Source organism: Clostridium sulfidigenes (genome assembly GCF_000732635.1).
GTDB classification, from domain to species: domain Bacteria; phylum Bacillota; class Clostridia; order Clostridiales; family Clostridiaceae; genus Clostridium_J; species Clostridium_J sulfidigenes.
Genome location: NZ_JPMD01000009.1, coordinates 1 through 22,998, shown reverse-complemented (window position 1 = coordinate 22,998; position 22,998 = coordinate 1). Strand labels below are relative to the sequence as shown.

The 22,998-nt window shown below is 31.4% G+C and carries 17 protein-coding genes, 3 tRNA genes, 1 rRNA gene and 1 other annotated feature; all 21 genes read right to left on the bottom strand.

Going from position 1 to position 22,998, the window contains the following annotated elements:
* Nucleotides 1-584, bottom strand: a 16S ribosomal RNA gene (locus IO99_RS04405); the annotation flags it as partial.
* 836 nt (nucleotides 585-1,420) lie between these two features.
* Nucleotides 1,421-2,800, bottom strand: coding sequence for a UDP-N-acetylmuramoyl-L-alanine--D-glutamate ligase (gene murD, locus IO99_RS04400; RefSeq protein WP_035130763.1), 1,380 nt, complete (start codon nucleotides 2,798-2,800; stop codon nucleotides 1,421-1,423).
* A 557-nt stretch (nucleotides 2,801-3,357) separates the two neighbouring features.
* Nucleotides 3,358-4,749, bottom strand: coding sequence for a glycine--tRNA ligase (locus tag IO99_RS04395; RefSeq protein ID WP_035130761.1), 1,392 nt, complete (start codon nucleotides 4,747-4,749; stop codon nucleotides 3,358-3,360).
* A gap of 80 nt (nucleotides 4,750-4,829) precedes the next feature.
* Nucleotides 4,830-4,996 (bottom strand) — a binding site (T-box leader).
* 131 nt (nucleotides 4,997-5,127) lie between these two features.
* Nucleotides 5,128-5,202, bottom strand: a tRNA-Asn gene (locus IO99_RS04390).
* Between the two features lie 254 nt (nucleotides 5,203-5,456).
* Nucleotides 5,457-6,998 (bottom strand): lysine--tRNA ligase, encoded by a 1,542-nt coding sequence (lysS, locus tag IO99_RS04385; RefSeq protein ID WP_084178064.1) that lies wholly within the window; start codon nucleotides 6,996-6,998, stop codon nucleotides 5,457-5,459.
* 30 nt (nucleotides 6,999-7,028) lie between these two features.
* Nucleotides 7,029-7,508, bottom strand: a complete 480-nt coding sequence (gene greA, locus IO99_RS04380) for a transcription elongation factor GreA (protein ID WP_035130767.1) — start codon at nucleotides 7,506-7,508, stop codon at nucleotides 7,029-7,031.
* A 133-nt stretch (nucleotides 7,509-7,641) separates the two neighbouring features.
* Nucleotides 7,642-8,619 carry a tRNA dihydrouridine synthase DusB gene (gene dusB / locus IO99_RS04375; protein WP_035130758.1) on the bottom strand — a complete coding sequence of 326 codons (978 nt, stop codon included), beginning with the start codon at nucleotides 8,617-8,619 and terminating at the stop codon, nucleotides 7,642-7,644.
* An 8-nt stretch (nucleotides 8,620-8,627) separates the two neighbouring features.
* Complete coding sequence (locus IO99_RS04370) at nucleotides 8,628-9,407, bottom strand: type III pantothenate kinase (protein WP_035130756.1); 780 nt, start codon at nucleotides 9,405-9,407, stop codon at nucleotides 8,628-8,630.
* A 176-nt stretch (nucleotides 9,408-9,583) separates the two neighbouring features.
* The gene (locus IO99_RS04365) at nucleotides 9,584-9,766 is read right to left on the bottom strand and encodes a hypothetical protein (protein WP_035130754.1); all 183 of its coding nucleotides are present in this window, start codon (nucleotides 9,764-9,766) and stop codon (nucleotides 9,584-9,586) included.
* A 6-nt stretch (nucleotides 9,767-9,772) separates the two neighbouring features.
* Nucleotides 9,773-9,943, bottom strand: coding sequence for a hypothetical protein (locus IO99_RS18965; protein ID WP_156964284.1), 171 nt, complete (start codon nucleotides 9,941-9,943; stop codon nucleotides 9,773-9,775).
* Between the two features lie 105 nt (nucleotides 9,944-10,048).
* Nucleotides 10,049-11,188: a sodium ion-translocating decarboxylase subunit beta gene (locus IO99_RS04360; RefSeq protein ID WP_035130753.1), complete on the bottom strand. Its 1,140-nt coding sequence runs from the start codon at nucleotides 11,186-11,188 to the stop codon at nucleotides 10,049-10,051.
* Nucleotides 11,189-11,204: 16 nt separating this feature from the next.
* Nucleotides 11,205-11,630 (bottom strand): biotin/lipoyl-containing protein, encoded by a 426-nt coding sequence (locus IO99_RS04355; protein WP_035130751.1) that lies wholly within the window; start codon nucleotides 11,628-11,630, stop codon nucleotides 11,205-11,207.
* A 25-nt stretch (nucleotides 11,631-11,655) separates the two neighbouring features.
* Nucleotides 11,656-12,030 carry an OadG family protein gene (locus IO99_RS04350; protein ID WP_035130749.1) on the bottom strand — a complete coding sequence of 125 codons (375 nt, stop codon included), beginning with the start codon at nucleotides 12,028-12,030 and terminating at the stop codon, nucleotides 11,656-11,658.
* 12 nt (nucleotides 12,031-12,042) lie between these two features.
* Entirely contained in the window at nucleotides 12,043-13,527 is a 1,485-nt protein-coding gene (locus IO99_RS04345; RefSeq protein ID WP_035130747.1) for a carboxyl transferase domain-containing protein, read from the bottom strand.
* A 304-nt stretch (nucleotides 13,528-13,831) separates the two neighbouring features.
* The gene (locus IO99_RS04340; RefSeq protein ID WP_035130745.1) at nucleotides 13,832-15,502 is read right to left on the bottom strand and encodes a formate--tetrahydrofolate ligase; all 1,671 of its coding nucleotides are present in this window, start codon (nucleotides 15,500-15,502) and stop codon (nucleotides 13,832-13,834) included.
* 190 nt (nucleotides 15,503-15,692) lie between these two features.
* Nucleotides 15,693-17,708, bottom strand: a complete 2,016-nt coding sequence (ftsH, locus tag IO99_RS04335; protein WP_035130742.1) for an ATP-dependent zinc metalloprotease FtsH — start codon at nucleotides 17,706-17,708, stop codon at nucleotides 15,693-15,695.
* 154 nt (nucleotides 17,709-17,862) lie between these two features.
* Nucleotides 17,863-18,402 carry a hypoxanthine phosphoribosyltransferase gene (gene hpt, locus IO99_RS04330; protein ID WP_035130740.1) on the bottom strand — a complete coding sequence of 180 codons (540 nt, stop codon included), beginning with the start codon at nucleotides 18,400-18,402 and terminating at the stop codon, nucleotides 17,863-17,865.
* Nucleotides 18,395-19,825 carry a tRNA lysidine(34) synthetase TilS gene (gene tilS / locus IO99_RS04325; RefSeq protein ID WP_242844089.1) on the bottom strand — a complete coding sequence of 477 codons (1,431 nt, stop codon included), beginning with the start codon at nucleotides 19,823-19,825 and terminating at the stop codon, nucleotides 18,395-18,397. The genes hpt and tilS overlap by 8 nt, the downstream gene beginning before the upstream one ends.
* 166 nt (nucleotides 19,826-19,991) lie before the next feature.
* Nucleotides 19,992-22,394 (bottom strand): stage II sporulation protein E, encoded by a 2,403-nt coding sequence (gene spoIIE / locus IO99_RS04320; RefSeq protein ID WP_035130737.1) that lies wholly within the window; start codon nucleotides 22,392-22,394, stop codon nucleotides 19,992-19,994.
* Between the two features lie 422 nt (nucleotides 22,395-22,816).
* Nucleotides 22,817-22,892 (bottom strand) — tRNA-Met (locus IO99_RS04315).
* Nucleotides 22,893-22,897: 5 nt separating this feature from the next.
* Nucleotides 22,898-22,987: transfer RNA gene (locus tag IO99_RS04310), tRNA-Leu, on the bottom strand.
* Between the last annotated feature and the right edge of the window lie 11 nt (nucleotides 22,988-22,998).

Sequence of the window (22,998 nt, the reverse complement as noted above, 5' to 3'; positions counted from 1 at the left end):
GGGTATTTCACATCTCACTTAAACATCCGCCTACGCATCCTTTACGCCCAGTAAATCCGGACAACGCTTGCCACCTACGTATTACCGCGGCTGCTGGCACGTAGTTAGCCGTGGCTTCCTCCTCTGGTACCGTCATTATCGTCCCAGAAAACAGAACTTTACAACCCTAAGGCCTTCTTCATTCACGCGGCGTTGCTGCGTCAGGGTTTCCCCCATTGCGCAATATTCCCCACTGCTGCCTCCCGTAGGAGTCTGGACCGTGTCTCAGTTCCAATGTGGCCGATCACCCTCTCAGGTCGGCTACGCATCGTCGCCTTGGTGGGCCGTTACCTCACCAACTAGCTAATGCGCCGCGGGTCCATCTTATAGCGGATTACTCCTTTGATGTTTCTACCATGCGATAAAAACATTTCATGCGGTATTAATCTTCCTTTCGGAAGGCTATCCCCCTCTATAAGGCAGGTTACCCACGTGTTACTCACCCGTCCGCCGCTAATTCACCCCGAAGGGCTTCATCGCTCGACTTGCATGTGTTAGGCACGCCGCCAGCGTTCGTCCTGAGCCAGGATCAAACTCTCAATTTAAAAAGTTTGAGCTATGCTCTTTTTTTCGCTGACTTGTTAAGTCATTTATTTGATAGATTTCTCTATCGGAATTAACTGGTTTTACCTTTTTCTCTGTTTAATTTTCAAAGACCATTTGGTTTTCATCAATCTACCGACTGACTACTTTTTAAATTTTATCACCATCATTTTGTTATGTCAATAACTTTTTAAACTTTTTTAAAACTTTTTTTGTTTAAATCCATCTTTAAAGTTATCTAGATTTGAACTTTGAAGTTCGCATCACTTAGTGACGAGATTTATAATATCATAGGGTTGGCTTTCTCTTCTTAGCTTATGTGATTATATATACAAATTATCCTTTATTTTCTCTAAATTTCTTATCTTTTCTCTAATTTACATGCATTGATACACTTGGTTAAGTTTTTTTAAATTTATTTATGATATGGCCTATTTTACTAATTAATTATATGTTTTTCATCAGTAAAATCTTATAAACCACTCCGAGTATATAGATTTAGAATAAATAGTTACCTATATAAATCGAAAACTAGTTATATATAACTAGTTAAATAGTTGTTCTATCCATGCGGGTTTCAAGGAGATTTGCCATTTGCATAACCAGATTACAAGAGATATTAAAATGTGAAGTACAATAGTGTGTCATTATTACTTATAACTAGCCTAACAAGCTAATATAATCTTCTTACTATTATGCTTTACAATTCAATTGACATTATGATTAAAAAATTAAATTCCTAGAAAACAGTAAATCAAAACTGTGTTCTAGGAATATATCTTTCTATTATTAAGTTAATATAAAGTATTATAGATATATATTTTTTAATAATGTTCTATTACTTTAAATTCTTAACCACTTCTTTAAACTTATTTCCTCTAATCTCAAAGTTTTCAAACATATCAAAGCTTGTGCATGCCGGAGCTAATGCTACTATGTCTCCACTTACTGATATTTCTACTGCTTTATTTACAGCTTCTTCTAACGTATCAACCATATGAATATCAACATGGATACCTTTTTCATTTTTTAATTTGTCAAAAACTTTTTTAATTTGTTCCTTAGCTTCCCCAAGCAGAATCAATGATTTTATATATGGATATCCTTCATATGCTAATGGATCAAAAGGAACTTTTTTATCACGTCCTCCAGCAATTAATACTACCGGTTTTTCAAAAGCTTTTATACCTGCTAATGTTCTAGTAGGACTTGACGCTATAGAATTATTATAATATTCTACATCTCTATAGCTTCTTACAAATTCATTTCTATGTTCTACACCTTTAAAAGTAGTTGCGACTTCTCTCATATACTTTACATCCACATCATCCACTATCAAAGCGAAGGCTGCTAATAAATTTTCTATATTATACATACCTTTAAGCAATACTTCACTTTTATTACATACCTTTTTACCTCTAGCAAAAAGAACTCCATCTTTATAATACGCTCCATTTTCTATAACACTATTTCTACTAAAAGTATAAAGACGCCCATTTTCTTCCCCTTTAATATTTCTTGTAACATCATTATCTTCATTTAACACCAACAGGTTATCTTTATTTTGATATTTAAATATATTCTTTTTGGAATCTATATATTCTTGTAAATCTATATGCATATCTAAATGATTAGGTGATAAATTTGTAATTAAAGCTACTTCTGGAGATGTATCCATAGTCATAAGTTGAAAACTTGATAACTCAAGAACAACCTTATCATCTGGTGATATTTCTTCTATTTTTGTGAATAATGGGGTACCTATATTCCCTCCAACCCAAGTTTTGAAACCAGCCGCACTTAAAATGCTATATACTAAAGATGTAGTTGTTGTTTTTCCGTCGCTTCCTGTTATACCGTATATTTTAGCAGGACAATATCTTAAAAACTCCTCCATCTCGGATGTTATATATGCACCTTCATTTTGGGCTATAGTTAATTCTTTACTATCAATTCTCATAGATGGGGTTTTAAAGATAACATCAAAACCATGCAAATTAGATAGATATCCTTCTCCCAATTCAAATTTAACTCCTTTGCATTGATACTTGTCTACAACTTCTTTAAGTTTTTCTATATTCTTTTTATCAAATGCAGTTACTTTAGCTCCTAAACCAACAAGGAAATCTATAAGTGGTATATTGCTTACCCCTATTCCTACTACTGCTACATTTTTATCCTTAATAAATTTCTTAAACTCACTAAAATTTCTTTTCATTCTTATTCCTCCAGTACCGCCATATATTAGCTTACTTCTATACTATAATTATATCACTACATCAGACTTAAAAAAACTCTATGAAAAATACTTATTCTATTTATTGCAAAAGTTCCCCTATTTTCTTTATTTTCGCCTATTTTCCCCTTCAATCCACTAACTTTTCAATGTTTTTTCAATTTAATTTATTATTTTTTTAAAAAAGCTATTGCTATGAGTTTTTTAATATGATATAATCTGTTTGTGCCGTAAGTAAAGGTGTTAAAACTTTTCCCCAAAGGTTTAACATTGCACATAACATATCCCCATGATTAAACCCTATTTTTTACCGGATGCAAATCCGGTTATTTTTTTATCCATTTATATAAATCTCCATTAATGAACCCTTAAATACAATATCCATTTAAATTTTAGACTACAATACATTTTTTAAACACCCTTAATTTATCATACCAATATATTTTTACTTTACATATTCAACTTGCTATATTCTTTACTATAAAATAACTCCAAGCAAATTAATGCCTAGAGCTATTTTAAATCTATATAGACTTCTATTAAAATTCCATTTTTTCTTCTATATAAGACACTAGATTACTTATTGGCATTCTTACTTGTTCCATAGTATCTCTATCCCTTACTGTAACACTCTCATCTTCTATAGTATCAAAGTCAATAGTAATACAGAATGGTGTTCCTATTTCATCTTCTCTTCTATATCTCTTTCCTATACTTCCAGCCTCATCATAATCCACATTAAACTTTTTAGATAATATTCCATATACATCAAGAGCCTTTTCACTTAATTTCTTACTAAGTGGAAGTACCGCAGCCTTAAATGGTGCTAATGCTGGATGAAGATGCATCACTGTTCTAACATCTCCACCTTCTAGTTCTTCTTCATCATAAGCTTCACACAAGAATGCTAATGCAACTCTATCAGCTCCTAATGATGGTTCTATACAGTATGGTACATATTTCTCATTAGTAGTTGGATCTAGATAAGATAGCTCTTCTCCTGAATGTTCCATGTGTCTTTTTAAGTCATAGTCTGTTCTATCAGCTATTCCCCAAAGTTCACCCCATCCAAATGGGAATAAAAACTCTATGTCACAAGTAGCATTACTGTAGAATGATAGTTCTTCTTTTTCATGATCTCTAAACCTTAGATTTTCCTTACCCATTCCTAAGTTAAATAAGAAATTCTTACAATATTCCTTCCAATATTCAAACCACTCTAAGTCAGTTCCTGGCTTACAGAAAAATTCAAGTTCCATTTGCTCAAACTCCCTTGTTCTAAAGGTAAAGTTACCTGGAGTAATTTCATTCCTGAAAGATTTACCTATTTGAGCTATTCCAAAAGGTACTTTCTTTCTTGATGTTCTTTGAGCATTTTTAAAGTTTACAAAAATACCTTGAGCTGTTTCTGGTCTTAAATATATTTCATTTTTACTGTCTTCAGTTATGCCTTGGAAAGTTTTAAACATAAGATTAAACTTTCTTATATCTGTATAATTCATTTTCCCACACTTTGGACAAACCACATTATGTTTTTCAATATATTCTTTATACTCTTCATTAGTCCATCCATCAGCTACAGCTACTTCTGCACCTTCTGAAACCATATGATCTTCAACTAACTTATCAGCTCTAAATCTAGCCTTACATTCTTTGCAATCCATTAGTGGATCAGAGAATCCACCTACATGACCTGTAGCTACCCAAACTTCTGGATTCATTAATATTGCACAATCCAAACCTATATTGTAAGGATTTTCTTGAACAAACTTTTTCCACCATGCTTTTTTAACGTTATTTTTAAATTCCACACCTAAAGGACCATAATCCCATGAATTCGCAAGTCCTCCATAAATTTCAGACCCAGAAAATATAAATCCTCTATTTTTACATAAAGCTACCATTTTATCCATAGTTAATTCTTTTGCCATGTTCATTACCTCCATCAATGTTTTTTATTATTAATTGCAATTAACAAATTAATATTTGTAAATAAAAAAACTTTAACCAATTAAGGGACGAAATTAATCCGCGGTTCCACCCTTATTAGCTAAAGCTCATCTTTAAAATTTATCACTAACTCAAAAGCTCCCTTCATAATATTGATATGATAATTTACACCCACCATCATCTCTCTTTAAAATCTTTATTACTACTCTTCTTTGTCATCGTTATTATTCAGTTTTTAATAATATTATCCTCACATAATATTATAATTCAATATAAAATTAAAATGTTATTTTGTTATATTATTTACTATAACAAAATAAGCCGACTTAAAAGCCCGCCGTAAGTTATCTTATAAAAAATGGCTCCGCGAAGAGGATTCGAACCTCCAACCTATCGGTTAACAGCCGAGTGCTCCACCGTTGAGCTATCGCGGAATATTTAATTCATATCTAGATTATAGCATATTTAATGTAAATTTCAACACTATTTTATAAAATTTAAAAAATAATTTATTTAACTTACATTATATGAATACTTTAATATTTTATCCAAAAATCTTTTTAATATGCAATAATTATTTAATATCTCTTTAATTATATTATATATTAAATTAGCACCTTAACATTTTACCCAAAAATTATTTTAATATGTAATAATTTTTGGGTAAAATTAATTTTAAAATTATATATTATTGTAGAGGCTTCATTGTTGGGAATAGTATAACATCCCTGATGGATACTGAATCAGTTAAGAACATTACTATTCTATCTATACCAATTCCAAGTCCACCTGTTGGAGGCATTCCTACCTCAAGAGCACTCATGAATTCCTCATCAATTAGATAAGCCTCATCATCTCCAAGCTCTCTTTCTTTTGCTTGTTGTTCAAATCTTTGTCTTTGAACTATAGGATCATTTAGTTCTGAATAAGCATTACAAACTTCTCTACCATAAACAAATCCTTCAAATCTCTCAGTAAAGGCTTCATTTCCACGTTTTTTCTTAGTTAATGGTGATATTTCTACTGGATAATCACAAAGGAATGTTGGTTGAATTAAATGTTCTTCGGCATATTCTTCAAATAATCCATTTAATATATCTGCCTTTGTACAATCTTTTAATTCCTTTATAAATTCTAAATGTTTTTCTTTTGCAATTTGTCTAGCTTCTTCATCTGTCTTAATTTCATTGAAGTCTACACCTGCATACTCCTTTACAGCATCAATCATAGTAATTCTTCTCCATGGTGGTGTAAAGTCTATTTCAGTTCCTTGGTAATTTACTTTAGTGCTACCATGAACCTTCTCACAAGCATATGCAACTAATTCTTCTGTTATTTTCATCATATCGTTATAATCAGCATAAGCTTCATATAATTCTATCATTGTAAATTCCGGATTGTGTCTTATACTCATTCCTTCATTTCTGAAGTTTTTACCCATATCATATACTTTTTCAAGCCCACCAACTATACATCTTTTTAAGTATAACTCGGTAGCAATTCTTAAATACATATCTATATCTAAGGTATTATGATGAGTTACGAATGGTCTTGCAGCTGCTCCTCCAGCTATAGGAGATAAAATAGGAGTCTCCACTTCTAAGTATCCTCTATTATCTAAGAATTCTCTTACAGCTTTTATAATTTTTATTCTATTAATAAAAGTATCCCTTACATCTTTATTCATTACTAGGTCTACTTCTCTTTGTCTATATTTTAAATCTGGATTTTTAAGTCCATGCCATTTTTCTGGAAGTGGTTTTAATGATTTAGAAATTAAAGTTACTTTGCTAGCTTTAACAGAAGTTTCTCCTGTCTTTGTTACAAATGGTATACCTGTAACTTCTAAAAAATCACCTATATCAAAAGTTTTCGCATCTTTAAACTGTTCTTCTCCAACCCTATCAAGTCTTATATATACTTGCATTTTACCAGATCTATCATGAATATCGCAGAATCCAGCTTTTCCTTGAATTCTTTTAGACATAAGTCTTCCTGCAATTGTAACTTCTGTTTCTTGAAGTTCTTCATAGTTATCCTTTATTTCTTGAGCCTCATGAGTTCTTTCAACCTTATATACGTCAAAAGGGTCTTTTCCTTGGGCTTGAAGATCAGCTAGTTTTTGTCTTCTTATCATTACTTGTTCATTATATTCAGCTTCTTGAGCTTGTAATTGTTCATTATCTACTACAATTTCTTGTGAATTATCATTGTTAACTTCTGTAGCCATAGACCATTCCTCCTAGTTTTTCATTTATGATTATCTATTAATTTCCAATACTTTATACTTGTTAATTCCATCTGGAGTTGATACTTCTATAATGTCTCCTGTTCTTTTCCCCATAAGAGCATTTCCAACAGGGGACTCATCTGAAATTTTATTTTCATAAGGGTCTACTTCAGCAGAGCCAACAATATAAAATTCTATTTCTTCATCAAATTCATAATCAAACACTTTTACACTTGTTCCTATACTAACCATATCTTTAGGAATTTCACTTTCATCTACCACAGATGCATTTCTTAGCATATTTTCAAGTTGAATAATTCTTCCTTCAACAAATGCTTGCTCATTCTTTGCTTCGTCATACTCTGAATTTTCACTTAAATCTCCATATCCTAAAGCAACCTTTATCTTTTCTGTTATTTCCTTTCTCTTAACTGTTTTTAAGTACTCTAGCTCATCTTCAAGCTTCTTTATTCCTTCGTAAGTCATCACGTATTTTTTAGCTTCGCTCATTTTTCTCTCCCCTTCAATCTTACTAAATAATTCTATATCATTATAAATACTCAATTGTATCATATATAGTCTCTATAATCTTTGATTAATTATAAAACAGCTGCAATTCCTTGTCAATGAAGGTATATTTATATTAAACATACCACTTTTCATAATTTAATTTATATTTTTCTAATAAATCATACATTTCATCATAGGATATAGCAGAGTTGATTTTATCTTTAATTTCGGTACAATTCCTTAATCCCTTAATATACCATGCTATATGTTTTCTCATTTCTCTTACAGCCTTATTTTCATCAAAGAACTTTACGGCTCTATTCAAATGAGTCATGCACATATCTATTCTTTCTACATCAGTAGGCCTCACTATATCATTTCCATCAATTCCTTGTTTTATCTCTTTAAATATCCAAGGATTTCCCATAGCACCTCTCGCTACCATTATACCATCACAATTAGTTTGTTTCCTCATATTTATAGCATCTTCTGCCTCGAAAATATCACCATTTCCAATGACAGGTATAGAAACAGCTTCCTTTACTTGCTTTATTATATCCCAATCCGCCTTACCTTCATACATTTGCTCTCTAGTTCTTCCATGCACCGTTATAGCATCTACTCCTGCATCTTCTAAATATTTAGCAAACTCCACAGCATTTATGTTATTTGAATCAAAACCCTTTCTAAACTTTACTGTAATAGGCTTATTTGTAGACTTCTTCATTTCTTTAACAATTTCGCCAGCAAGCTTAGGATTTTTCATCAAAGCAGAACCTTCTCCATTTTTAACTATCTTTGGTACTGGACATCCCATGTTTACATCTATAATAGCAACTCCATCCATACCTTGAATAGACTCACAAGCAACTGCCATTATCTTTGGCTCACTTCCAAATATCTGTAATGCAACTGGCTTTTCTTCATCACTTATTCTCATAAGGGTTCCGGTATTTTTACTATTATAATATAACCCTTTTGCACTAACCATTTCTGTATAAACTAGTCCACATCCCATTTCTTTACATATACCTCTATAAGCTATATCAGTAACCCCTGCCATAGGAGCTAGAAATACAGGATTTTCGAAGCTTATATTTGAAATTTTCATTCTATCACCTATTCTCTGTTCTTCTCGTATATAATTCTAAGTCCTTCTAAAGTTAAGAATGGTTCAACTTTATCTATAGATTTTGATCCCTCAGCTATAAGATTAGCAAGACCTCCTGTAGCTATTACCATAGGATTTTCCTCACCTAATGCTATCATTTCCTCTTTAATTTTACTTACGATAAAATCAACTTGACCTATATAACCATATACAATACCTGCTTGCATACTAGCTACTGTATTTTTACAAATAACTGTTTCTGGTTTTATAAGCTCTACTCTTGGAAGTTTAGCAGCTCTTTGGAATAAAGCATCTGAGGATATTTTTATACCTGGCGATATAGTTCCGCCTATATAATCTCCATTAGCAGCTACTGCACAAAAAGTAGTCGCAGTACCAAAATCTATAATAACTAATGGTTTTTTATACATTTCATGAGCTGCTACTGCATTAACTATTCTATCTGCTCCTACTTCTTTAGGATTATCATATTTTATATTTATTCCAGTTTTTATTCCCGGACCTACTACTAGAGGTTTTTTGTTAAAAAACTTTCTAACCATATGTTCTAGGGAATACATTATATTGGGAACTACTGATGAAATAATAACTCCTGATATATCACTAACCTCTAGCTTGTTGTAAGCAAAAAGCTGTGCTACTTCTATCATATATTCATCAGAAGTTTTTCTATTATCTGTAGATAATCTCCACTCAACTATTAATTCCTCATTCTTATAAATACCTAATACTATATTAGTATTTCCTACGTCTAATACGAATATCATAATCATGTCACCTCTATATAATTAAAAGCAGCTTTTAAGCTGCTTTTTAAATGTTCCTAATTATTATAACACATTTAACACTTTAACTATATAATTTAATTAACTTTTTTAAGTTAATACTACTTAATGTGTTAATGAATTTTATGTAATACCACTCTAGACTACTCTATTATGTTTTATATTAGATTATTACTATTTATTATATCCAACTCATCTTTAAAAATCTCATATAATTCTTCTTTTAATGTTCCATCATTAGAATTATTCAAAATATTCAGATATAACTTTTTTAAATTTTCCTCTTTCTTGTTTATATAATTTCTTCTAATATTTTTTTCCTTATCCTTACCATTGAACATTGGCCCCTACCTCCCTATAATATTTTTTAAAGTCTTTACATGATTATTATGTCTTACAATAGAGTCCTGTGCCTTGTTGTCAATTTCTTGAACAGGTATGTTTGTCAGATAACTTTTATAACTTTTAATAATCTCATTTTCTTTTTCAATTAGAGATTGAATCATTATATCCTTCATAATAATCGCCTCCTTTTTTTTATTATTATCAAATAAAAAAGGGTATATACCTTTATTTTAAAAGTACATACCTTTTTTATAAACTATTTACAATTTAACTTAATATTAAGCTCCGAATAAGGTTAATAATACACCTGCTGCAACTGCACTTCCTATAACTCCAGAGACATTTGCCCCCATAGCATTCATAAGTAAGAAGTTAGTAGGATCTTCCTTTTGACCTACAACTTGAGAAACTCTAGCTGCCATAGGTACTGCTGATACTCCAGCAGATCCAATTAACGGGTTTATCTTACCTTTAGTTAATCTACACATGATTTTACCTACAAGTACTCCTCCTGCTGTAGCCACAGCAAAGGAAGCCACTCCAATTATAACTATTCCTATGGTTTTAGGATTTATAAAGGCCTCTGCTGTTGCAGTTGCTCCAACAGAAAGTCCAAGAAATATAGTAACTATATTTACTAGGGCATTTTGTGCAGTATCTGAAAGTCTTCCAACTACTCCAGACTCCTTAAATAAGTTGCCAAGCATTAACATTCCTATTAATGGCAATAAGGATGGTAATAATAAAGTTACCATTATAGTTACAACTATAGGAAATACAATCTTTTCTATTTGCTTAACTTGTCTAAGTTGTCCCATTTTTATTCTACGCTCTTCTTTAGTTGTAAGAGCCTTCATTATTGGTGGTTGTATAAGTGGCACTAGTGCCATATATGAATATGCTGCCACTGCAATAGGTCCTAGTAAATGTCCTGCTAGCTTATTAGTTAAGAATATAGCTGTAGGACCATCTGCTCCTCCTATAATTCCTATAGATGCAGCTTCTTGTGGTGTAAATCCAAAAAGAATAGCTACTCCAAAAGCAAAGAAAATACCAAATTGTGCCCCCGCTCCCATAAGTACACTAGATGGATTAGCAAGTAATGGGCCAAAATCCGTCATTGCTCCTACCCCTAAGAATATAAGCGGAGGGAATATTTCCCACTTAACTCCTCTTGATAAGTAATATAACAATCCTCCTACTTCCTTACCTACTGGCTCAGCCATGATATTACCTAATGGTATGTTAGTAAGTAACATACCAAAGGCTATAGGTAATAACAAAAGAGGTTCAAATTTTTTACCAATTGCTAACCATATGAAAACTAAAGATACTCCTATCATCACTGCTTGCTGCCATGTTAAGGCCGCAAACCCAGAAGAGGCAAACAAATCCTTAATTACTTCAAAAACATTCATTTAAGTTGACCTCCTATTATCCAATAACAGCTAATATATCTCCAGTATTAACTGCGGCTCCTTGTGTTACATTTATCTCTACTACAGTTCCATCTGCTGGAGCCATTATTTCATTCTCCATCTTCATAGCTTCAAGTACAAAGAGAACCTCTCCTTGTTTAACTGTTGCCCCTTTAGTTGCAAGTACCTTAACTATTGTTCCTGGCATTGGTGCTTCTACCTTTGCACCATCTGCTGTTGATGCAACTGGTGAGGCAGCTGGAGCTTGTGCTGGAGTTGATGATGCCGCTGGAGCTACTGGTTGTGTTGGTTGTACCGGTTTTGCTGATGCTATTGGTGCTGCTGGTGCTACTGCTACTACTGGTGTAGCAAATTCACCCTTTACCTCTTCTACTTCTACTTGATATAAACTTCCATTAACTGTAACATTATACTTTTTCATACGAAATTTCCTCCTAACAATGCTTCTATTTAATAGAAGCACTTCTCCAACTTGAATTATTATTAATCCTTTTTATACTCTTTATATTTAGTTCATCTAGTGATTTACCAGTATGAGCAGATAGTGATGCCATTATAGCTGCCACTAACTCATATTCTTTATTAATATCTACTGCTTGCACAGTGTTATCAACTTCACTTACTGTAATTGATTCTTCTTTAGGCTCATCATTAGTATTGGATTTCTTTTTATAATCTCTTCCTAATAAAAAGCTCTGTAACTTAATTATTAGCATAAGTGCTATTAATACTCCAAACACTATTATCATAGCAATGGCAGATACACCTAATGCAAAGGATAAATTATCTAGAGTGAAGTTTCTGAATAATGTTTCTTTCATATCTTATTCCTCCTAAACTAGTGTACTACCATGTGTTTTAGGATATTTTAATTCTCTTTTACTTTGTAACATATCTAGCATAGCAAATATCCTTTGCTTGCTTTCACTTGGTTTTATTACATCATCTATAATTCCCATTTTAGCTAAATTATATGGAGTTGTTACCTCATCAAAGTATTTAGCAATTACATCTTTTTCCCCTTGTTTATGATCCTCTGAGTTAAATATCTCATCTCTGTGTAATCCTTTTATATATTCTTCTGGATTTGTTAAACATACCTTTGCTGTTGGCCAAGCCATTGTAACATCAAAAGCTGATTCTCTTGAAGCCAATACTTCATATCCAATGCCATATGCTTCTCCAATAATTAAAGAAACCTTTGGAACTGAAGCATCAATTAACGAATACATAAGCTTTCCTATATTTTTAGCAAGTCCATTATTTTCTTCTTCTAAAGAAACTGATGCTCCTTTGGTATCTACTAAACTTAAAATTGATATGTTGAAACTATCACATAATTTTACAAAACTTGCAACTTTATTTGCTCCTAAATTATCAATTTCTTTATTGCTAGAGTTTAATATAACTCCAACTGTCAAACCGTTGATTTTTCCTAGTACAGTTCTAAAGTTTGCAGCAAATCCTCCATATATTTCTATAATACTATCTACATCAGTTATAGTATTTAATATTTCATCTAAGGAATAACTGTCCTTTTCAACCATTTCATCAAGATTTAGCTTACTTAAATTTAAATTTAAATCTTCATTACTAACAGTAGGTAATTCTAAATTATTTGATGGCATATAAGAAATTATATTTCTCACAACTTGGAATGCTTCTTCTTCAGTAGCAGTATTTATGTGCGCATTACTATTTTTATTAGCACTTACTCCATTGCTCACCATTGATTTATCCACATATTTACCTTCTTTTTCAGTAAGCTTCCCTAAAGAAGATACACTTAAATCGCTTATTTCATCTACAGCAACCACTATATCACTCATTGTACCAATTAATGATGTTATCCCATTACAAGGACCACAAATAATTGATATTCTTGGAACTACACCACTTAACTTAGCATACTTATTTAAAACTAATCCATAGGAACCAAGTAATTCTATTCCTTCATTTAATTTTCCACCTATGGAATCAATAACTTGAACTACAGGAGCACCTATTTTAGCAGCATTATCAAGAATATTTATTATTTTTCTTCCCATAGCTTTTGTAAAAGTTCCACCTTCAACTGTATAGTCACAACTATATATAAATACTAGTCTACCATTTACAGTTCCGTGACCAGTAATTACACCGGCTCCATTGTCTAAAACAAGAGCACCAATTTCTACAAATGTTCCTTCATCTAATAATGCAAGAACTCTTTCTCTCGCTGTAAGTTTATTTAGGTTGTGTTGCATTTGCAATTGACTATCTCCACCACCTAAATGTGATGTCTCTTTAAGCGAATTAAACACTTCAAGTTTATTCATTTTACTGCCTCCTGACATATTAACTTTACCGTATATAATAATAACACATTTAACACCATTTGTATATATTCATTGCAAGTTTTAATTCATTTTTCTGTGAATTTCTTATTTAAAAATTTCTACAATTTAGATAATCTTAGTTATAGTATTCTGTTTAAATAAATTTTAATTCCTCTCTATTAAAATTTATWAAAAAAACTAATCCTATGAAAATCATAGGATTAGTAAATAAATTTTAATTTTTAATTATATCTGATTAATTATTAAACTAATTAATATATAATCTAATTTAAATTTAAAGAATTTAGAATAGACCTTCTATAGTTCCATCTTCATGAATATCTATTTTATTTGCAGCAGGAACCTTTGGAAGCCCCGGCATAGTCATTATAGTTCCTGTTAAAGCAACTATAAAACCTGCTCCATTTGATAATTTAACTTCTTTTACAGATATATTAAATCCTGTTGGTCTTCCTAATAAAGCAGGATTGTCTGAAAGAGAATTTTGAGTTTTAGCTACACAGATAGGTACTTTATGAAGTCCTAATTTTTCGATTTCACTAATCTGTTTTTTAGCCGATGCTGTAAACTCAACATCATCTGCTCCATAGATTTCCCTTGCAATAACTTTTATTTTTTCTTTAATGTCGAGTTCTTCATTATATAATACTTGGAATTTACTTTCTTTATTTTTAATAGTTGAAATAACTTTATTAGCTAAGTCTTTTCCACCTTCTGCTCCTTTTTCCCAAACTTCGGTCAAAGATACTTCTACACCCTTAGCTTTACAGAACTCTTCTATGAACTTAACTTCTTCATCACTATCTGATATGAATTTGTTTATAGCCACAACTACTGGAACATTAAATTTTTGTATGTTTTCTATTTGTTTCTCTAAATTCACAACACCTCTAGATAATGCTTCTACATTTGGAATATTTAATTCATCTTTTTTAACTCCACCATGATGTTTTAATGCACGAATTGTTGCAACTATAACTACGCAGTTTGGTTTTAATCCTCCATACCTACATTTAATATCAAAGAATTTCTCTGCTCCTAAATCTGCGCCAAATCCTGCTTCAGTAATAGCATAATCTCCTAGCTTTAACGCCATTTTAGTTGCAAGTATACTGTTACAACCATGAGCAATATTTGCAAACGGCCCTCCATGAATTATTGCTGGCGTATTATCTAATGTTTGTACTAGATTAGGTTTTATAGCATCTTTCATTAGCATAGCCATTGCACCTTGAACTTTTAAATCTTTACAATATATTGGATTTCCATCAAGGTCATATGCCACAAGTATTTTCCCAAATCTCTCCTTAAGATCCATAAGATTGTTAGATAAACATAGTATTGCCATAATTTCAGATGCAACAGTAATTGTGAATCCATCTTCTCTTAAAAATCCATTCGGTTTACCACCCATACCAACTACTATATCTCTAAGAGCTCTATCATTCATATCTAAAACTCTTTTAAATATAATTCTTCTTGAATCTATTCGAAGTTCATTTCCTTGATGAATATGATTATCTATAGCTGCTGATAACAAATTGTTTGTTGTTGTAATAGCATGCATATCTCCTGTGAAATGAAGATTTATATCTTCCATTGGTACTACTTGAGCGTATCCGCCACCAGCAGCACCTCCCTTAACTCCAAAAACTGGCCCTAATGAAGGTTCTCTTAATGCTATAACAGCATTTTGGCCTAAACTGCAAAGTGCTTGACCAAGTCCTATAGTTACTGTAGATTTTCCTTCGCCTGCTGGAGTTGGATTAATTGCTGTAACTAATACAAGTTTCCCATCACCCTTATCTTTTCTATTTGCAAGAACATCTAGGGATATTTTTGCTTTATACTTTCCATAAAGATCTAAATCATTTTCAGTTAAACCTAAGGTTTTTCCTACCTCTAAAATCGGTATCATCTTTGAACTTTGAGCAATTTCAATATCAGTTTTCATAAATTAACCTCCCAAGTATTATATTTATTTGTATTATTTTTTTCAAAATTCAGAAATAAATTAAGCTATGATAACTATAAATATAGTTGTCTCAATAGTTTCTTCAATACACTTCTATTTTCAAGTTCATTATAACATAATTACTTTTATAAAAAAAGCACAGCAATAGCTGTGCTTTTAAAACAATGTATTAACTTTCTTTATATGTGTTACTCTCATTATTTAAAACTTCTTCTATCTGATTTTCATCTGTTGACACTTCATCATTAAGAGTTTCTACATTCCAATCCTTAAACTTATCATTAGAACTAATACTATTCTCTTCTACAGGAATATCATTTTCCGCTTTTGGAGAATCTACCACTACTTTTTCCGCATCAAATTCTGCAAGAGTTTTCCCTTCCATTATTGCATTAAATTCTTCTGCAGTAAGTTTTTCTCTTTCAAGTAGAGCTTTTGCAACATCATGAAGTTTATCTATATTCTCTTTAAGAATAGTTTCTGTTCTCTCATAAGCCTCATCAATTAAAGCTTTAATTTCTCTATCTATCTTAGATGCAACCTCTTCAGAGAAATCTCTTGTTCTTCCAAAGTCTCTTCCCATGAATACTTCACCATCATCTTTTCCAAAAGATATAGGTCCTAGAGCATCTGTCATACCATATTCCATAACCATCTTCTTAGCTATTGATGTAGTTCTATCTATATCATTTTTTGCTCCTGTACTTATATCTCCAAGAATTAAAGCTTCAGCGACTCTTCCGCCTAAAAGACCAACCATATCATCTCTAAGTTTAGACTTAGATGTATATGCAGTATCTTCATTAGGTAGATGTAAAGTATATCCTCCTGCCATACCTCTTGGAATAATACTAATTTCATGCACAGCATAAGAATTAGGTAAGTATTTAGATACTACTGCGTGACCCGCTTCATGATATGCAGTTAAATTCTTATCCTTCTCACTAATAACTCTAGACTTCTTTTCTGGTCCAGCCATTACTCTAGTTATAGATTCTTCTAACTCTTCCATAGTGATAACTTTTCTTCTAGCTCTAACAGTTAATAAAGCAGCTTCATTCATTAGATTTTCAAGGTCTGCCCCAGTAAATCCTGGTGTTCTCTTTGCAAGTATTTTTAATTCTACATCTTCATTTAAAGGTTTATTCTTAGAGTGAACTTTTAATATTTCTTCTCTTCCTTTAACATCAGGCACACCAACAACTATCTGTCTATCAAATCTACCTGGTCTTAAAAGAGCTGGGTCTAAAATATCTGGTCTATTTGTAGCAGCTACCATTATTATGCCTTCATTTACACCAAATCCATCCATTTCAACAAGAAGTTGGTTTAAGGTTTGCTCTCTTTCATCATGGCCTCCACCCATACCAGCACCTCTTTGTCTACCTACAGCATCAATTTCATCTATAAAGATTATACAAGGAGAGTTCTTTTTCGCTTGTTCAAATAAGTCTCTAACTCTTGAAGCTCCAACTCCCACAAACATTTCAACGAAATCTGACCCTGATATACTGAAAAACGGAACTCCAGCTTCTCCAGCTACTGCTTTTGCTAAAAGAGTTTTTCCTGTTCCCGGAGGACCAACTAATAGTACTCCTTTTGGAATTCTAGCTCCTACTTCCATATATCTCTTAGGATTTTTAAGAAAATCTACTATTTCTTCAAGCTCTTGCTTTTCTTCATCAGCTCCAGCTACATTTTTAAAGGTAACCTTTTTATCACCTTCTAAAGGCACAGCCATCTTAGCTTTACTTTTACCAAAGCTCATAACCCCACGGCCGCCTCCGCCTCCGCTTCCACTAGATTGATTCATAAACATTACCCAAAATAACACTACCATTCCTATCACAAGAAGCGTAGGTAAAATTCTCATCCAAACTGGAACTGTAGCAGGTGGATCATATTTTTCATTCATATTAGGGTTTGGATTTTCTTTAAGTATTTGAGAATACCTTGATTGTAAAATATTTACACTGAATTCAGTGCCATCACTTAATTTACCCCTTACTGATGTACCATCAGATGATGTTTGTATGGCTGATACTTGTTTTTGTTGCATATATTTTTCAAATTCTGTTACACTTATTTCTTTTAAAGTTCCTGTACTATCGAATAATGATAGTGCAGAAAATATAACTAGTATTAATACTAAAAACCAAATTGTTGCACTAGAAATTTTTTTCATTTAAAGCCCCCCTCTCTCTACGGTTCAATATCACTAAAAATTCTATCATATGAGTTTTTCCTTTACAACATCAATAATATTAATTATTAATGAACTACTATTCTATTCTATTTTAAAAATAAATAAGATTATATCTATATAGTATAAAACTTTACTACTTCATATATACGTGTTCATCTAATATTCCTATATAAGGAAGATTCCTATAAATTTCAGCATAGTCAAGACCATATCCTACTAAGAAATAATCCGGAACATCAAAACCAAGATACTTAACATCTAGTTCTTCCTTTCTTCTTTCAGGTTTATTAAGTAAACAAGCTATTTCAAGACTCCTTGGATTTCTAGCACCTAAGTATTTCATAAGATATTTAAGAGTTACTCCACTATCTATAATATCTTCTACTATCAACACATCCTTGCCTTTTATTTCAAAATCTAAATCCTTTATTATTTTTACTATTCCTGAAGATTGTGTAGCGTCTCCATAACTAGATACAGCCATAAAATCCATCTTACAAGGTATAGTTATGTTTTTCATTAAATCAGACATAAACATTACTGAACCCTTTAGAATACCAAGTACAATTAAATCTCTCCCTGCATATTCCTTTGATATTTTAGCCCCTATTTCTTTAATTTTTTCTGTCAAAACCTCTTCAGTTAATAAAACTTCTTTAATGTCCTTATTCATGTTTTTCCTGCCTTTCCACACTTACTTCTATAATTTTTTTTACTCCTTCATGGATTTTAAATTTATCACTTATTTTATACCCTATTATCCATGAAATATCTTCATCAAAACAAAGCAGAGGCACAAAATCTCTTTTTTCTCTTGGAATCTTTAAGTCTATAAATATGTCCTTTAACTTCTTGCTACCTTTCAGCCCAAGAGGAGAAAATCTATCCCCATTCCTTCTAAATCTTAATGTTATATGTTTTATATTAGTACCATTAAAATATTTTATGTTATCATTAGATTTAAAATTCATTTTTTTGTCACTATCTATATATCTTATATATACTTTAAGTCCTAGCTCTTCAATATAATTATTACCCATATTAAGATTTATAATAGTATCTATATCAACTTTACATTGTTTTTTTTGCCTTGTTATTTCAATATTACCGTATACATTCTTGATTAATACTTCTTTTGGAACAATTGTAAACTTTCCTGTACCAGATTTTTGTAAGTTTATAATATTATCGATATGTATGCTTTGAATATTATTTATATCCCCTTTGACTTCTAATAGAGCTTTTCTTATAACTCTACTTACTAAAGATGGATGAAGATAAAATACATCTTTATATATTATAACCTTATCTTCTCCTATATCACAATATTTTTGAAAAACTTTGATTGCATTTTCTTGAATATAATCCTCATCACGTTTGATAAGTTCACACATTCTATTTAAGGTTGTAATTATATCTGCGTTAAAGTTTTGTTGTATATAAGGTATCAACTCTAATCGAATCTTGTTTCTTGAATATATAGGCTCATAATTTGTTTGATCTATTCTAGCTGGAAGATTGTTTTCTTTACAGTAACCCTCGATTTCTTGTCTGCTCACATTTATTATCGGTCTTATGTATACTTCATCTCTTACAGGTTTAATTCCTATAAGCCCTTCTATTCCAGTTCCTCTCATTAACCTCATAAGTACTGTTTCTGCTTGATCATTAAGATTATGAGCTAATGCAACTTTATTTGCATTAAGCTTTTTTAGAAGCTCTTCAAAAAATTCATATCTAGCATCCCTACCAGCCATCTCTGTGGAGATATTGTTTTCACAAGCTATTAAGTTTATATCTACAGACTTGCTAAAGAATTCAATTTGATTTTCTTTGCAAAACCTTCTACAAGTAGCTTCATCCTCATCTGATTCACTACCTCTTAACATATGATTCACGTGAGCTGCATATAGTTTTATATTATAATCATCCATTAATGTAGACAAAACATGCAATAAACTTATAGAGTCAGGACCTCCAGATAATGCAACTATAACTTTGTCTCCTTTATTTAACATTCCATTTTCTTCAATAGTTTTAATAACTTGATTTCTCATACTATTATTATGTACTTTCGGCCACTCTTTATCTCCCATAAAAACACTTCCTAAAAATATAGTTTTAAGTCATAATATCATAAATGTAAGAATTTTAAAACAAATATAATAAAAAAATGAAGAAATGTTTACACACCTCTTCACTTTTTTTATTATAACCATTATAAATTAGCTATAATTAACTTTCCAATTTACTTAACCCAAATTAAGCTGTGTGAACTCTAGAAACCATAACTGTCATATCATCCTTAACCTTATTTTTTCCTATTCTCTTCGCTTCATTAATTATACCCTTAGATAGTTCCTCTGGACTCACATTATCATTTCTACATAAATAATCCAATATCCAATCTATCTTTCCACTAGATTCTTCATCACAGTCTGTAACTCCATCTGTTAACATAACAATCAAATCGCCATTTTTTACTTTCTTACTATGAATCTCTATATCTGCTTCATCTAGTATTCCAATAGGTAAACTTCTAGATTTAATAATATCTATGGTATCACCACTCTTTACAATACTAGCTACTGCTCCCACCTTCATAAAATCTACTTCTCCACTATACAAGTCAATTGCACTTAAGTCTACTGTAGAGAATTTTTCATCCTCTGAAAATTTAAGGCTCATTATAGAATTAACTGTATTTATAGCTGTAGTTCTGCTAAAGCCTGCGCTTGTAAATTTCTCAATTAATTCAACTACAGCCTTACTTTCTCTTCCTGCCTGTGGACCTGAGCCCATTCCATCACTAATAACCATCATGTAACTACCATCATATCCTTCTCCAAAGTTAAAATTATCTCCAAAGATAGTTTGTCCATCTTTACATGCCCTAGATACGCTAGTAGTTACTCCAAACTTAGGTACTTCTTCAAACATAGCTGTACACTTATTAGTTATAGGATTAATCTTACAACCGTCGGCTTTTAATTTCATTTTATAATCTACACAGTCATTAATTAAAGGTAGTATTTTTTTTACACATAAATTTCTTCCATTGCAAGAATTACAGGTTATCTGTATATTTAATCTTTCATTCTTGTCTTTTATTGCAAATACATCATCAGCTTCTATATCGTACTTTTCAAGAATTCTCATAATCTTTTTTTCTGAAGCTTTATCTTCATTAAAGTCTGCTGAAAACTCTTCCATAATCTCATCAACAGACTTAGCCATGTTATTGAATTGATTTGCAATTAACTCTCTGCCCTCTGCTAATCTACTTCTCCACATTTCACTTATAATAAATTTATTTATAATATCTTCCGTATTTCTTATTAGCGAAGCCTTCCTTATACATTTCTTTTCTAATAACTGCGGAAAAATGTTAGTTTTATTCTGAGCACTTTCTAAAAGTTCTCCAAAAGCCTTATAGGTATTTATCATTTCTCTTCCCCAACATATTCCACACGTATCACAGCTATTACATACCCTATTAGCTAAATTCTCTATAAGCCCACTACTTTTAGTACTCATATCTAGCTTATCATTATCAGCTAAATTATTCAACGTACCAGCCATATTTAGAAGCACTTCAGAAAATTTATCTAACCTATCTGTGAAAATTCCTTTTACTTTATTAACATATCCTTCTTCATATCTTTTGCTTTTTTTCTCTACATCTAACTCCCCAGATATAGTTTCATATATACCATTAGGTATAACTATAAATAACGCTGTAGATAAAATCCCTTCTGCCAATATAAATTGTGAAATTCCTTCTGGTATATAAGCAGCTATATAAATCTTCATTATGCAAAATACTATAAATGATGCTAAAGATGAAATCAACTTTCCACCTTCTCTAAATATTCCTGAAGTCAAGGCGCATACTCCCAATACTGTTGCATAACCAAAAATATTCTGACTAGACATTCCCACAATTACACCCATCGCAATTCCTGCTGTAGCACCTATGCTTGTACCACAAACATAACCTATAATAGATACAACTGAAATGCTTAATACACTTAAAATTGATATATTGAAAACTTCAATACCCCAAGTACCTGCAATTATTAAAGCTATTAATATACTCATAGAAACTATTTCTTCATTTGAAAATAAATGCTTTGTTCTTATGTTTTTAAAACTATTAATACTATACTCCAGTATTAAGTAAACAGGTATTATGCTTACTCCTTCTAATGCAGTATTTCCAAGTGCCAACAGTAGTGTATACTGATTCACTAACATAGTATATGCAAAAATCATTATTAAAGTTGCTCCTATAATAACAAACTTTTTAATATTCCTTTTTATAAAACTATTTAAAATTAAACATATTATAACCAAAGTTGGAACTATAGTTATATACATTAAGGAGTTCTCTAGTACACCTATTGTAGTTATATAGCCTAATATAGATCCCAGTCCAACAAATAAAGATAATTTGTTATCCTCTAAGAATAGTATTGTAAGTAAAAATGCAATCCCAAAAGGTGCAGATTTATTTATCATTATTACTCTACTAACTAATATAGCAACACAGAAAAACATAATACTCTTCGCTACTATTTTTGCTCCGTCACCATCCCTATCATTACTAATAACCATACTGCTTTTTACTCTTTTATACGTCCTAATATTTTCTCCATATTGCATAATAATTTCACCCACCTGTATTTTTTTTACAGGTTAATTATATCAATAGCCATTGGAAATAAATGTAATTTAATGGAGGTTGCATAAAGAAATTTATTACAATAAACTCCATTTTATCTCTGTTTTCATTTTTAGTTTATGGTTCTAAATTATTAAGTTATTCCGCTTATAGTATGACTTTAGTAAATCTATACCTCTTAATTTTCTTAGTTTCATATATTATATTTTTATGTCATGAATAACAATTATAAAAGGTTTCATGGGGAAAATATTTTTCATATAAATATAATTAATTAATATACTTATATTTATATTCATTTTTGAACTCTGTTTATAAATTCATTTCATTAAACTTTATTATAAATTAAATGATCTTATTTAAAAGAAAAAAGTGGATTGAATATATATTCAATCCACTTTTTTGGTTGCGGGGGCAGGACTTGAACCTACGACCTTCGGGTTATGAGCCCGACGAGCTGCCAACTGCTCCACCCCGCGTCATTTGGTGCTGAAGACCGGAATCGAACCGGTACGGTGTTTAACCACCGCAGGATTTTAAGTCCTTGTGCGTCTGCCAGTTCCGCCACTCCAGCATATTACTTGG

Excerpts from the sequence above, each read along its gene's own strand:
- greA (WP_035130767.1), bottom strand. The coding sequence starts at position 7,508 with ATGAGCGAAGCTAAAAAATACGTGATGACTTACGAAGGAATAAAGAAG.
- IO99_RS04345 (WP_035130747.1), bottom strand. The coding sequence starts at position 13,527 with ATGAATAAACTTGAAGTGTTTAATTCGCTTAAAGAGACATCACATTTA.
- ftsH (WP_035130742.1), bottom strand. The coding sequence starts at position 17,708 with ATGAAAAAAATTTCTAGTGCAACAATTTGGTTTTTAGTATTAATACTA.
- IO99_RS04395 (WP_035130761.1), bottom strand. The coding sequence starts at position 4,749 with ATGGCAAAAGAATTAACTATGGATAAAATGGTAGCTTTATGTAAAAAT.
- lysS (WP_084178064.1), bottom strand. The coding sequence starts at position 6,998 with ATGGCTACAGAAGTTAACAATGATAATTCACAAGAAATTGTAGTAGAT.
- IO99_RS04370 (WP_035130756.1), bottom strand. The coding sequence starts at position 9,407 with ATGATATTCGTATTAGACGTAGGAAATACTAATATAGTATTAGGTATT.
- hpt (WP_035130740.1), bottom strand. The coding sequence starts at position 18,402 with ATGAATAAGGACATTAAAGAAGTTTTATTAACTGAAGAGGTTTTGACA.
- IO99_RS04360 (WP_035130753.1), bottom strand. The coding sequence starts at position 11,188 with ATGAATGTTTTTGAAGTAATTAAGGATTTGTTTGCCTCTTCTGGGTTT.
- murD (WP_035130763.1), bottom strand. The coding sequence starts at position 2,800 with ATGAAAAGAAATTTTAGTGAGTTTAAGAAATTTATTAAGGATAAAAAT.
- IO99_RS04340 (WP_035130745.1), bottom strand. The coding sequence starts at position 15,502 with ATGAAAACTGATATTGAAATTGCTCAAAGTTCAAAGATGATACCGATT.
- dusB (WP_035130758.1), bottom strand. The coding sequence starts at position 8,619 with ATGAAAATTTCAAATATAAGCTTCGAAAATCCTGTATTTCTAGCTCCT.
- tilS (WP_242844089.1), bottom strand. The coding sequence starts at position 19,825 with ATGGGAGATAAAGAGTGGCCGAAAGTACATAATAATAGTATGAGAAAT.
- IO99_RS18965 (WP_156964284.1), bottom strand. The coding sequence starts at position 9,943 with ATGAAGGATATAATGATTCAATCTCTAATTGAAAAAGAAAATGAGATT.
- IO99_RS04355 (WP_035130751.1), bottom strand. The coding sequence starts at position 11,630 with ATGAAAAAGTATAATGTTACAGTTAATGGAAGTTTATATCAAGTAGAA.
- IO99_RS04350 (WP_035130749.1), bottom strand. The coding sequence starts at position 12,030 with ATGAAAGAAACATTATTCAGAAACTTCACTCTAGATAATTTATCCTTT.
- IO99_RS04365 (WP_035130754.1), bottom strand. The coding sequence starts at position 9,766 with ATGTTCAATGGTAAGGATAAGGAAAAAAATATTAGAAGAAATTATATA.
- spoIIE (WP_035130737.1), bottom strand. The coding sequence starts at position 22,394 with ATGCAATATGGAGAAAATATTAGGACGTATAAAAGAGTAAAAAGCAGT.